Origin of the sequence: Streptomyces albus subsp. albus (genome assembly GCF_000725885.1) — a bacterium.
GTDB classification, from domain to species: domain Bacteria; phylum Actinomycetota; class Actinomycetes; order Streptomycetales; family Streptomycetaceae; genus Streptomyces; species Streptomyces albus.
Genome location: NZ_JODR01000017.1, coordinates 119,898 through 132,162, shown reverse-complemented (window position 1 = coordinate 132,162; position 12,265 = coordinate 119,898). Strand labels below are relative to the sequence as shown.

The 12,265-nt window shown below is 76.3% G+C and carries 8 protein-coding genes; 4 read left to right on the top strand and 4 right to left on the bottom strand.

Translation table 11 applies throughout. The features are described from left to right. Positions 1-278 precede the first annotated feature (278 nt). From IO40_RS0120500 to IO40_RS0120485, 4 genes are all read left to right on the top strand, one after another. A complete protein-coding gene (locus IO40_RS0120500; protein WP_016469226.1) occupies positions 279-1,151 on the top strand; it encodes an FAD binding domain-containing protein in 873 nt (290 codons plus the stop codon). Next, complete coding sequence (locus tag IO40_RS39835; protein WP_051719310.1) at positions 1,148-4,339, top strand: 2Fe-2S iron-sulfur cluster-binding protein; 3,192 nt, start codon at positions 1,148-1,150, stop codon at positions 4,337-4,339. The genes IO40_RS0120500 and IO40_RS39835 overlap by 4 nt, the downstream gene beginning before the upstream one ends. Positions 4,340-4,373: 34 nt before the next feature. Beyond that, a complete protein-coding gene (locus IO40_RS0120490; protein WP_016469224.1) occupies positions 4,374-6,743 on the top strand; it encodes a molybdopterin cofactor-binding domain-containing protein in 2,370 nt (789 codons plus the stop codon). A 175-nt stretch (positions 6,744-6,918) separates the two neighbouring features. Next, entirely contained in the window at positions 6,919-7,602 is a 684-nt protein-coding gene (locus IO40_RS0120485) for a hemerythrin domain-containing protein (protein WP_016469223.1), read from the top strand. A 35-nt stretch (positions 7,603-7,637) separates the two neighbouring features. Here IO40_RS0120485 and IO40_RS0120480 read toward each other — a convergent pair whose 3' ends face one another. From IO40_RS0120480 to IO40_RS0120465, 4 genes are all read right to left on the bottom strand, one after another. Then, positions 7,638-8,693 (bottom strand): YeiH family protein, encoded by a 1,056-nt coding sequence (locus IO40_RS0120480; RefSeq protein WP_031175882.1) that lies wholly within the window; start codon positions 8,691-8,693, stop codon positions 7,638-7,640. After that, positions 8,693-9,262: a cysteine dioxygenase family protein gene (locus IO40_RS0120475; protein ID WP_030407195.1), complete on the bottom strand. Its 570-nt coding sequence runs from the start codon at positions 9,260-9,262 to the stop codon at positions 8,693-8,695. Before IO40_RS0120475 ends, IO40_RS0120480 begins: the two co-directional genes overlap by 1 nt. 102 nt (positions 9,263-9,364) lie before the next feature. Continuing rightward, positions 9,365-10,270 carry a LysR family transcriptional regulator gene (locus IO40_RS0120470; protein WP_016469220.1) on the bottom strand — a complete coding sequence of 302 codons (906 nt, stop codon included), beginning with the start codon at positions 10,268-10,270 and terminating at the stop codon, positions 9,365-9,367. A 95-nt stretch (positions 10,271-10,365) separates the two neighbouring features. After that, positions 10,366-11,943: an MFS transporter gene (locus IO40_RS0120465; protein WP_016469219.1), complete on the bottom strand. Its 1,578-nt coding sequence runs from the start codon at positions 11,941-11,943 to the stop codon at positions 10,366-10,368. Positions 11,944-12,265 lie beyond the last annotated feature (322 nt).

Sequence of the window (12,265 nt, the reverse complement as noted above, 5' to 3'; positions counted from 1 at the left end):
GGGGCGGGGCCCGGTCTCGTACTCCCTCGTCTTCCGGTGCGGAGCCGCGGCGAAGGAGAGGGGGCACCGGGAGGGGGTCAGCGCTGGCCCTCATGTCGGTGGGGCGCCGAGATATGCCAGAGTTGCCTCGTCCGGGCTGTGAGCACGTACCGTACGGCAGTGCAGCCAGAAGCCCGGTACGTCGGGGAAGGGGCAGCAGCTTGAGCACGCACGTACGGCACGCGCACGCGCATGCGCCAGACGGCGGACGAGCCGCCAAGGCTGTGCCCCCTGCCGTCATGCTGCCGACGACTCTGGACGAGGCGGTCGCCGCGCTCTCCGAGGTGCCCGCGGCGGTGCCGGTGGCGGGCGGCACGGACCTGATGGTGAACGTCAACTCCGGGCAGCTGCGACCCGCCGCGCTGGTGGGGCTGGGGCGGATCAGCGAGATCCGCGGCTGGTCCTACCAGGACGGGTTCGCCGTGCTGGGCGCGGGGCTGACCCACGCCCGGATGGGGCGGCCCGACTTCGCGGCGCTCATCCCCGCACTGGCCGCCGCCGCCCGCGCGGCGGGGCCGCCGCAGGTGCGCAACGCGGGCACGCTCGGCGGGAACATCGTCAGCGCTTCGCCCACGGGTGACGCGCTGCCCGTGCTGGCCGCGTTGGAGGCCACGCTGTCCATCGCCGGACCGGAGGGCGCCCGGCGGGAGCTGCCGGTCAGCCATCTGCTGGCGGGCATGGACATGCTCCAGCCGAGCGAGGTCGTCGGCTATGTGAAGGTGCCGCTGCTGCACGCGCCGCAGACGTTCCTGAAGGCGACGAGCCGCACGGGCCCCAGCAGGGCGCTGGCGTCCGTCGCCGTGGTGCTCGACCCGATGCGCCGCAACGTGCGCTGCGCGGTGGGCGCTGTCGCCCCGATGCCGCTGCGCCCGCTGGAGGCGGAGAACTGGATCGCCTCCCTCATCGACTGGGACGGGCGGCGCGCGCTGGCTCCCGAGGTGCTGACCGCGTTCGGGGAGTACGTGGCGATGGCGTGCATCCCCGACCCGCCACCGGAGGAGGGCGCGGACGGCGCTCCCGGTGCCGTACCCCAGCTTCCGCCCGCGGCGCTGCACTTGCGGCGTACGGTGGCGACACTTGCCCGCCGGGGACTCGGGAGGGCTCTCGCATGAGCGGTACACCACAGGAGAACGGGAACGGGGGCGCGGGCCCGCACGCGGGTGCGGACCCGCACGGACAGGTGAACACGCACACGGACGCGGACGCGTACCCGGGCGGCGAGGGCGCCCCCGGGCAGTACGGCACCGACGCGTACGCGCAGGAGGTGCCGTACGGGCAGCACGTGCCGCGGAGTTGGGGCGGCGGCGAGTACGACGCCGACGCGACCGCCTTCGTGCAGCTGCCGCCCGGCGGGTTCCAGGACGACGTGCCGCTGGCCGCGCCCGGCACCGGGCAGGGCGGCTACACGCCGCCGTCCATCGACCCGGCCGAGGCCACCGCGCAGCAGGGCGGTACCGCCCCCGCTGCGCAGCCGCCCGCGGCGGGGCCCGGTGGTGAGGCCGCGTCCCCCGGGCACTGGGTGATGCCGTTCGCCCCCGAGGGCGGCCGGCCGGACGGCCCCGCCGCCGCAGGCGGGCACGGCATGCCGCACGATGCGCCCTTCGGCCACGGCGCGGGGCACGGCGAGCACGGTCATCCCTCGCCGGGTGCGGGCGGTTTCGGGCAGGGCGCCGCCGCGGCCCTCGTCGGCTCCCACGAGGCCCGCACCGGCCGCCGTCCCCTCGGCACCGGGGTGGCCCGGAGCGGCGACGAGCAGGACCCGGCGTCCGGGGCGGCCCGCGCGTGGGCGCCCTCGGCCGCCCCCGAGTGGGGCACTTCCGGCCCCGCGCAAGACGGTTCCCCCGCCACGGGCGCACGCCCTCAGCAGTTCACCGCCCCGGGACCGCACGGTGCCGGTACGGCGGGTCCCGGCGCGGCCGGTGCGGAAGGGCCCGCCGCCGGGGCGCAGTTCCCCGGCCCCCGGGCGGGCGACCCGCACCCCGGTGCGGGGGCGGCCCACCCCGGTGTGCCCGGTCAGGCGGCCCCCGGCGCGGAGTCGGCGGGGCCCGTCGCCGGACAGGGGACCGCTGCCGGGCAGGAGCCCGCTGTTGGGCAGGCCGGCCCGGGTACGGGTGCGGAAGCCTTCGGCCCCGGCGCCGGCGGCCAGTACGCGTCCGTGCCGCCCGCCGGTGGTCCGGCCGCCGCGCCGGGTGGCGGCGTTCCGCACGGGGACGGCGCCCCCGCCGGGGCGGGCCCGCATGCCGCTGCCGCGGGCGTCCCACAGGGTGCCGTCTCCCCTCAGGGCGACCCGCACACCGCTCCCGGTGGTGCCGTTCCACAGGGTGGCGCACCGGAGGCCGCGGCCGACGGCGCCCCGCACGCCGCCCCCCACACGGGGGAACCGCACACCGCTCCCGGTGGTGCCGTCCCGCACACGGGTGAGCCGAACACCGCTGCGAGCGGGGCCGCTCCGTCCGGTGCGGGCTCCGGCGCGGTGCCGCAGGCCGGGCAGCCGGTGGACGGCCCGGGCAGCCCGGGGTGGCCCTCGGAGGGCGCACCGGTACCGCCGACCTCGCACTACGCGTTCCCCAGCGCCCCCTCCGCGGCCCAGGGCGGCCCGGAGGGCGCCGGAGCGGGCCACCAGGGCGGGCCGGAGGGCGCCGTGCCGGGCCCGGCGGGGCACCAGGAGCCTGCCGGGCCGATGGCGGCCCGGCATCCGGCCGCTGCGGCGCAGGCGGGTCCCGAGATCGTCGCGAGCGAGCCGCCCGCAGTGCCGGCGCAGCCGGAGACCCACATGGACGCGGAGGTGACGCCGCTGGCCGAGGCCGAGCCGGAGCGGCAGGCACACCCGCAGCATCCCCATCCGCAGACCCCGCCGCATCCGCAGGCGGAGCCGGGCCGGGAGGCCGCTGCGGCGCCTGGGGCGGGGGACGCCGCGGGCGCGGTGCCGGAGGGGCCGCAGCCGGCGCAGGACGCTCCGGCGGCGCAGCAGGCGGGTGCTGACGGTGCGCCGGGAGCAGGCCCGGGCGCGGTGGCCGACGGGCCGGCGGCGGATGCCGGGGCCGGGCAGGCGGCGGGGGAGCCCCCGGCGGCTGCCGAAGCGGCTGAAACCGCCGCAACCGCCGCAACTGCCGCAACGGCCGAGACAGCCGCAACAGCCGAAACAGCCGCGACCGGTGAAGCCGTCGAGGTCACTGCGGCCGACGGCGCGGGCGGCGCCGATGGGGCGGAGGACGTGGAGACCGCGGACGGGGCGGCACGGTCCGCCGAGCCGTCCGAGGCCGCGTCCGGGACCGGGGCCGGAACCGCGTCCCAGGACGCTACGGACGACGCGGCGGAGCCCGTCGAGCCGTCCGCGCCGGAGGACGAACGTCCGCACGTGTCGTACGTGCTGCACGTCAACGGTGTGGACAGGCCCGTCGCCAGCGCGTGGATCGGCGAGTCGCTGCTGTACGTGCTGCGTGAGCGGCTGGGCCTGGCCGGTGCCAAGGACGGCTGTTCGCAGGGCGAGTGCGGTGCCTGTTCCGTACAGGTGGACGGGCGGCTGGTGGCCGCGTGTCTGGTGCCGGCGGCGACCGCCGCGGGCAGCGAGGTGCGCACGGTCGAGGGGCTGTCGTCGGACGGCCGGCCCTCGGACGTGCAGTGCGCGCTGGCCGAGAGCGGTTCCGTGCAGTGCGGGTTCTGCGTGCCGGGGCTGGCGATGACGGTGCACGACCTGCTGGAGGGCAACCACCGGCCGAGCGAGCTGGAGACCCGCAAGGCGATCAGCGGGAACCTGTGCCGTTGTTCGGGCTACCGCGGGGTGCTGGACGCGGTCCGCACGGTCGTCGAGCAGCGGGCGGCGCGGGCCGAGCGCGAGGCCGCCGAGGCCCAGGCGCACGCGGAGGCGTCGGCGGGGGCCGGTGAGGAGAGCGGCCGGCAGCACGAGGAGCCGCAGGGCCCGGCCGGTTACGGCGAGCAGCCGCACGCGGAGGCGTATCCGCAGGGCGGGTACGAGGCGGGCGGCTACGGCGGGCCCGGCCACGAACAGCACGGCGGCTACCCGCAGCAGGGCCATGCGGCGGGCGGCTACGGCGAGGCGGCGCCCGGCACCTGGGAGCAGGGCGGCTACCAGCCTTCCGGGGCGTACGGCTACGACACCTACGGCGGGCAGGGCGCCGGTTACGGCTACGATCCCGCGGTGTCCGGCGACGGCGTGCCGGGGGACGGTCCGCACACGGCCGCCGGCTTCGACGGGGGACACGGCGGTGTGCCCGGTGCGCCGCACATCCCGCACCAGGGCGGGCCCGCCGAGCACTCCGAGAACAGCGGAGAGGCGTGAGACGTGAGGCCCCACGCACAGGAAGGGCGGCGGCATGACGGAAACGGCTGACGGTCACACCGGCGCCGGGGGAGCGGGAGCGGCCCCGCAGGAGACCCCGCCGCACGGCACGGCCCTGCCGGCGAGCGCGCCGACGGAGCCGGAGCCGCACGGGCTGGGGGCCTCCGTCCTGCCCACCGATTCCTTGGCCAAGGCGCAGGGCACCTTCCCGTACGCGGCCGACCTGTGGGCGGAGGGCCTGCTGTGGGCGGCGGTGCACCGCTCGCCGCACCCGTACGCGCGGATCGTGTCCGTCGACACGGGGGAAGCGGAGCGGATGCCCGGGGTGCGGGCCGTCATCACGCACGCGGACGTGCCCGGCGACGCGGCGCACGGGCGGAAGATCGCCGACCAGCCGGCGTTCGCCCGGGACGTGGTCCGCTACCACGGGGAGCCGATCGCCGCGGTGGCCGCCGACCACCCGGACACGGCGCGGCTGGCGGCTGCCGCCATCGCCGTCGAGTACGAGGTGCTGGAGCCGGTCACCGACCCGGAGAAGTCGTTCGAGGCCGAACCGCTGCACCCGGACGGCAATCTGCTGCGGCACATCCCGCTGCGCTACGGCGACCCGGACGTGACGGGCGAGGTGGTCGTCGAGGGGCTGTACCGGATCGGCCGTCAGGACCCGGCGCCGATCGGCGCGGAGGCGGCGCTGGCGGTGCCGCGCCCGGACGGCGGCGTGGAGATCTACACGGCCTCCACCGACCCGCACACCGACCGCGACCTGGCGGCGGCCTGTTTCGGGCTCCCGCCCGAGCAGGTCAAGATCGTGGTGACGGGGGTGCCCGGCGCCATGGGCGACCGCGAGGACGCCGGCCTCCAGGTGCCGCTGGGGCTGCTGGCGATGCGCACCGGCTGCCCCGTCAAGATCGCGCTGAACCGTGAGGAGTCGTTCCTCGGCCACGCCCACCGCCACCCCACCCTGCTGCGCTACCGCCACCACGCGGACGGCGACGGGAAGCTGGTGAAGGTCGAGGCGCAGATCCTGCTGGACGGCGGCGCGTACGCGGACACCTCCTCGGACGCGCTGGCCGCCGCCGTCTCGTTCGCCTGCGGCCCGTACGTGGTGCCGCACGCGGTGATCGACGGCTGGGTGGTGCGCACCAACAATCCGCCCTCCGGCCATGTGCGCGGCGAGGGCGCCATGCAGGTGTGCGCGGCGTACGAGGGCCAGATGGACAAGCTCGCCGAGCGGCTGGGCCTGGACCCGGCCCAGGTGCGGGCCCGCAATGTGATGGCGACCGGCGATCTGCTGCCCACCGGCCAGACGGTGACCTGCCCGGCGCCGGTGGCCGAACTGCTGGAGGCCGTACGGGAGGCGCCGCTGCCGCCGCTGCCCAAGGACGCGCCCGAGGAGGACTGGCTGCTGCCCGGCGGCCCCGAGGGGGCGGGCGATCCGGCGGCGGTGCGGCGCGGTGTCGGCTACGCGCTCGGCATGGTGCACATGCTGGGCGCGGAGGGCACCGACGAGGTGTCCACCGCCACGGTGAAGGTCAACGGGCCGGTGGCCACCGTGATGTGCGCGGCGGTCGAGTCGGGGCAGGGCTTCGACACGCTGGCCCGGCAGATCGTGCAGGACGTGCTCGGGGTCGAGGAGGTGCACGTCGCCTCGGTCGACACCGACCAGCCGCCGTCCGGGGCCGGCGGGCGCGGCCGGCACACCTGGGTGTCGGGCGGCGCGGTGGAGCGGGCCGCGAAGATGGTGCGCACCCAGCTGCTCCAGCCGCTGGCGGCGAAGTTCGGGATGTCCACCGAGCTGCTGACCATCGCCGACGGCAAGATCACCTCCTACGACGGGGTGCTGTCCACCACGGTCGCGGAGGCGCTGGAGGGCAAGGAGCTGTGGGCCACCGCCCAGTGCCGGCCCCACCCCACCGAGCCGCTGGACGAGTGGGGGCAGGGCGACGCCTTCGTGGGCCTGGCCTTCGCCGCCGTGCGGGCCGTGGTGGACGTGGACATCGAACTGGGCTCGGTGCGGGTGGTGGAGGTCGCGCTGGCGCAGGACGTCGGCAAGGTCCTCAATCCGCGCCAGCTGCGGGCCCGCCTGGAGGCGGGGATCACCCAAGGTGTCGGCACGGCGCTGACGGAGCACCTGCGGGTGGCCAAGGGCGTGGTGCGGCACCCGGACTTCACGGCGTACGCCCTGCCGACGGCGCTCGACGCGCCGGACATCCGCATCGTCAAGCTGGTGGAGGAGCGGGACGTGGTGGCGCCGTTCGGTGCGAAGGCGGCGTCCTCCGCCCCGGTGGTGACGACGCCGGCGGCGGTGGCCGCCGCGGTGCGGGCCGCCACCGGACGGCCCGTCAACCGCATGCCGATCCGTCCCCAGGCGGCGGTGGCCGCGGTGGAGACCGCCGACCGCTGAGCGGGCGGCGGCCCCTTCCCGCCCGTGCCCGGCGCGGGCCGACGGCCGCCGCTGCCGTGCGGTCTCGGGTCCGGGTGACGGTCCCCGTCCGGGGGCTCACGGGAGGCGGCCCGGCCCGGTCCCTGGGACGCTGGTTCCGGTCACGGAACCGGGCGGAGCGGGCGAGGTGCGGCGGATGGTGCGGTCGCTGGCGGAGCAGAGCACGGACGAACTGGGCGGGCCCGGCAGCGTGCTCGCCCGGCAGCGCAGGGACCATGCACGTCTGGACCGGCTCATGGACCGCTACTGGTCCGCCGCCGGGGACGAGGGCGGGACGGTCATGCGGGACATCGTCCAGCTGGTCTTCAGCCACGCCTTCGCCGAGGAGACCGTGCTGTGGCCCGCGGTGCGCCGTCTGGTGCCCGGCGGGGAGGAGCTGACGGCCGAGATCGAGGCGGAGCACCAGCGGATCAACGAGCTGATCGCCCGGTTCGAACGGACGGACCCGGACGATCCCGGCCGTCCCCGGCTCGTCGCCGAGGCGTTCGCGCTCATCCGCCAGGACATCCGCGACGAGGAGGACCGCGTGCTGCCCCGGCTGCAAGAGGTGCTCGACGACGCGCACCTGGTACGGCTGGGGGCCGCGTGGGAGGCCGCCCGGCTGACCGCTCCCACACACCCGCACCCGGCCGTGCCCCGGCGCCCGCCCGGCAACGTGCTCGCGGGAGTGCCGCTGAGCGCTTACGACCGCACCCGGGATGTGCTCTCGCCGGGACGGCGCAGCCCCGTGTGGTCCTTCGTGCTGGCCGCCGCTGCCGCTGCCGCCGCCGGGGGAGCGGCGGCCGGGGCGCTGCGGGGCCGGGCGGCGCGGCGGCCGTGAGACGCCCGCGGTGCGGGACGTGCCGCGCCGCGGGCTCAGGTCGTCAGCAGCACGCCGCCGTAGGAGACGCCCGCGACGACGATCCACGAGCCCAGCCCCAGGGCGGCGACGCGGGTGCCGGTGCGGGCCAGGGTGGGCAGGTGCACGGCGCTGCCGAGGCCGAAGAGGGCGGCGGCCAGCAGCAGTTCCCGCACGCGGGCGGCACCGTCCAGCAGGGGGCCGGGCAGCAGCCCCGTGGTGCGCAGGGCGACGGCGGCCAGGAAGCCGACGACGAACAGCGGCACCAGCGGGGGCCGTTTGTCGCCGGGTGCGGTGCCCTTGCGGCGGCGTACCGCCACCACCATGGCGGCGACCAGCGGGGCGAGCATCATCACGCGCAGCAGCTTGACCAGGACGGCCTGGCCGAGCGCGTCGGGACCGGCGGTCTGTGCGGTGGCCACGACCTGGCCGACGTCGTGGACGCCCGCGCCGACCCAGCGGCCGAACTGGTCCGCGTCCAGGCCCAGCGGCCCGTGCAGCAGGGGCAGGACGGCGATGGCGAGGGTGCCGCAGAGGGTGACGAGGGCGACGGAGGTGGCCACGTCCTCCTCGTCGCTGCCGCGTACATCGCTGACGGCGCCGATGGCGGAGGCCCCGCAGATGGAGTAGCCGGTGGCGACGAGCACCGGCTGGTCGCCGCGCAGACCCAGCCTGCGGCCGAGCCAGACGGTGCCGGCGAAGGTGGCGGCCACCACGCACAGCACCATGACGACGGTCGCCCAGCCGAGTCCCAGTACGTCGCCGACGCTCAGTTCGAGGCCCAGCAGCACGATGCCCAGCCGCATCAGCCGTTTGCCCGCCAGGGTGAGACCGGGGCGGGCGGTGCCGCGCACCACGGTGCGCAGCCCGGGCAGGTGGGCGGCGGCGACGCCCAGCACGACGGCCGCCGTGAGCATGGGGACGGCGGGCACCAGCAGGTGCACGGCGGAGGCGGCGGCGACGCCCAGTGCGGCCAGGGCCAGCCCCGGCAGCCGGCTCGGCCGGCGGGCCGGTGCGGCGGGCGGCTTCCCGGTGGGCGTGGTGGTGCCGGCGCGGTTTCCCAGCAGCGCCATCAGGCGTCGGCGGGCAGGTCGTACACGCGGCGGACGCTGCTGCCCAGGCGTGAGATGTCGGCGCCGTACAGGTGCAGGGAGACGGCGAGTCCCGTGCCGCCGTTCCACACCCGGTGGATGTCTCCGGGCGGCGCGAACCCGCAGACGGCTCCCTGCGGGTTGACGACGTCCTCGGTGGCGACGAGCCGGGCGCTGCCGCCGGCCGCCTCGGCGGGCAGCAGCCGGTAGCGGCGTTCGTGCTCCTCGCCCCGGTGGACGCCGGTGACGCACCAGGAGACGTGGTCGTGGACGGGGGTGCCCTGGCCGGGCAGCCACACCAGGGCGACGACGGAGAAGCTGCCGTCGCTCTCGGCGTGCAGCACGTGCTGGCGGTAGTGCGCGGGGTCGGGTTCGCGCTGGGCCGCCGTCAGCAGGTCCTCGGCGCCCAGGTGGGGCGTCAGCTTCTCGCCGACCAGGTACGCGGTCACGTCCGGGGGCAGCCCCCTGCCGACGGCCTCGCGCACGTCGTCGATCAGGGTGCGCATCCGGGCGGTGACGGGCGGGAAGGTCCGGGTCGTCGTCGCTGTCATACGGGCAGGGTCGTGCCGCCCTTCCATGACGTCCAACGACGGTTCGTTGGGGTTTCCCTCACGGCCGCTTATGGTTCGGCGCCCGGGAAGCGGGCCGCCGTCTCAGCACCCCACGCGCCGCTCCGCCGCCTCCCGCAGCGCAGCGAGGACGCGGGCGGTCGCCGGGACGTGCAGGTGTTCGCGCAGCACGTACGCCGAGACCTGGCGGCGGGAGGCGGGGTCCAGGGCCCGGCCGGTGACCTTCTTGTGGACGAGGAAGGAGAGCACCAGGCCGGGCACCATGGCGATGCCCAGTCCCTCGGCGACGAGGCTCTGCACGACCAGGTTGTCGTCGGTGCTGAAGGCGATCTCGGGGGCGAAACCCAGTTCGGCGCATTCGTGCAGGAAGTTGGCCCGGCAGCGCAGACAGCCGGCGATCCACCGTTCGCCGGCGAGTTCGTCCAGTTTGACGGCGCGCCGCCGGGCCATGGGGTGGCCGGTGGGCAGCAGCACGGTCAGCTGGTCCTCCAGCAGCGGTATCTCCACCAGCTCTTCGGGCACCTGTTCGCGCAGGCCGGGGTAGGTGAACGCGAGGGTGATGTCGCTCTCGCCGCGCACCACCCGCCGCAGCGACTCGGGCGGCTCGTCCTCCCGCAGCCCGACCCGTATGCCGGGGTGCGCGACGGCGAGTGCGGCCAGCGCCTCGGGGACGAGGGTGGCGCTCGCGCTGGGGAAGGCGCAGACGGTGACCTTTCCGGAGCGCAGCCGGGTCAGCGACTCCATCTGCTGCTGCGCGGTGCTGATGCTGTCGAGGATCACCTCGGCGTGCCGCGCCAGCGTCTGACCGGCCTCGGTGAGCCGCATCCGCCGTCCGACCCGGACGAACAGCGGCGTCCCCACGGACCGTTCCAGCGCTTTCATCTGCTGCGTGATGGCGGGCTGGGTGTAGCCCAGGGCCCGGGCCGCAGCGGTGTAGGAGCCCGCGCGCACCACTTCGTGGAAGGTCCTGATGTGCCGCGAGTCGAACATGAGAGCACCATAAGCGCAATTTGGGGGCGGGTCCGCTGCCGGGGGAAACCGCTGGTGAACCCTGCCGGGCCGGGTGGGACGGGTGTGGCCGGCCGTCAGTCGGCGGGGGCCGTGGCCTCGGGTGTCCCGGTGGGCTGGGCGGGGTCGGCGGGCCCGGTGCGGCCGGCGGGCTGGGTGGTGCCGGCGGGCTGTTCGAGGACGGGGCCGGGCGCCGGTTTCCCGGAGGCGGGACGCAGCCGGCCGGCCACCCACACACCGGCGAGCGCGACGACGGCGGCGACGAGGTAGACGGTGGCGAAAGCGGCGGGCCGGCCGGTCGCACCGGCCGCGTCGTGGGCGCCGGCCCCGGCCGTGCCCACGGTCACCGAGCCGCCGCCGAGGGCGGCGAAGACGGCACCGGTGAGGGCGAGCAGCAGCACGTTGGACAGGCCGTCGGACAGCTGCAGCGCCGCCGAGTTGCGACCGGCCTCCTCGGGGGCCGACAGCCGCAGCATCAACACACTGAGCGAGGAGATGATCATTCCCATGCCGAAGCAGCCGATGCCCATGGCGAGGGTGAGGACCCACACCGGCACCGGCTCGAACAGCACCAGCGGCGCGCAGACCAGGGCGAGGGTGACCAGCGCCATGCCGATCCGCACCAGGCGTTCCCGGTGGCGCTCCATGCCGGGCCGGGACTGGGTGAAGGAGCCCAGCGCCCACAGCAGACCCCCGGCGGCGAGGGTGAGGCCGGCCATGGTCACGGACAGCCCGCGCTGGGTGACCAGCATCAGCGGGACGAAGCTCTCGGCGACGATGTAGGAGCCGGCGGCCATACCGCGCAGCAGGACGACGGCGGGCAGTCCGCGTGCGGCCCGCGCGGTGCCGCGCGGCAGCAGGACGCGCAAGGACGGCACCAGCAGCGCGAGTCCGGCGACGGCCGGCAGCAGGGAGAGCCAGCGCAGGTCCTGGCCGGCGTACTGGAGCAGGCCGGCGCCCAGCGCGACGGCGACCGCGAGCCGGATGCGCCGCGCGTCGCCGCGAGCGGCGGGGTCGGCGCCCTCGGGCGGGCCGGACGCCCGGCGCCGCAGCGGCGGCAGCATCACCAGCAGCGGCACCACGACGAGTGCGGGGATGCCGAGGAAGACCCAGCGCCAGCCCAGGTGCTCGGTGACGGTGCCGGAGATCAGCGGGCCGACGATGGAGGGCACCACCCAGGAGGCGGCGAAGGACGCCATCACGGTGGGCCGCAGATGTTCGGGGTAGGCGCGGCTGACGGTGACGTACAGGGCGACGATGACCAGTCCGCCGCCGATGCCCTGGACGGCGCGGCCCAGTACGAACGCCCACATGGTGACGGCCGTGCCGGAGAGCACCAGTCCGCCGCCGAAGAGCACGATGCCGGTGGCCAGCGGGGGCAGCGGGCCGCGCCGGTCGCACCACTGGCCGGAGGCGACCATGCCGACGACGCTGGTGGTGAAGAACGCGGAGAAGGCGTACGCGTACAGCGAGATGCCGTTCAGCTCGTCGGCGGCCATCGGCATCGCCGTGCCGACGGCGGTGGCCTCGAACGCGATGAGGAGGACGACGGAGACGATGCCGAGGGTCAGCGGCCGGTGCGCGGCACCGAGCACGGACTCCCGGCGGGGGGCCGCCGGCTCTTTCGCTTCCGAAGGATCATCCGTCGCACGCATGTACACCAAGGTAAGTGCCGTACCGGACGGACGGCACCTACCTCGGTCGCGGCGGCCCCTCGGCCGCCGGTCCTAAGCCGGACGGCGGTGGCCCGGAGCCGGACGACGTTGGCCCCGAGCCGGACGACGGCGGAGCTGTTCCGCGCGACGGTGGTCCCCGATCCGGACGGCGGTGCCTCCGGTCCGCACGGCGGCGGACCCGAGCCGGACGGCGGCGGACTTGTTCCGCACGGCGGTGCGCCCGAGCCGGACGGCGGTGCCCTCGACCCGCACGGCGGCGGACCTGATCCGCACGGCGGTGGGCCCGAGCCGGAGGGCGGCC

Coding starts and splice junctions, on each gene's coding strand:
- IO40_RS0120500 (WP_016469226.1), top strand. CDS start 279: ATGCTGCCGACGACTCTGGACGAGGCGGTCGCCGCGCTCTCCGAGGTG.
- IO40_RS0120490 (WP_016469224.1), top strand. CDS start 4,374: ATGACGGAAACGGCTGACGGTCACACCGGCGCCGGGGGAGCGGGAGCG.
- IO40_RS0120465 (WP_016469219.1), bottom strand. CDS start 11,943: ATGCGTGCGACGGATGATCCTTCGGAAGCGAAAGAGCCGGCGGCCCCC.
- IO40_RS0120475 (WP_030407195.1), bottom strand. CDS start 9,262: ATGACAGCGACGACGACCCGGACCTTCCCGCCCGTCACCGCCCGGATG.
- IO40_RS0120470 (WP_016469220.1), bottom strand. CDS start 10,270: ATGTTCGACTCGCGGCACATCAGGACCTTCCACGAAGTGGTGCGCGCG.
- IO40_RS0120485 (WP_016469223.1), top strand. CDS start 6,919: ATGGTGCGGTCGCTGGCGGAGCAGAGCACGGACGAACTGGGCGGGCCC.
- IO40_RS39835 (WP_051719310.1), top strand. CDS start 1,148: ATGAGCGGTACACCACAGGAGAACGGGAACGGGGGCGCGGGCCCGCAC.
- IO40_RS0120480 (WP_031175882.1), bottom strand. CDS start 8,693: ATGGCGCTGCTGGGAAACCGCGCCGGCACCACCACGCCCACCGGGAAG.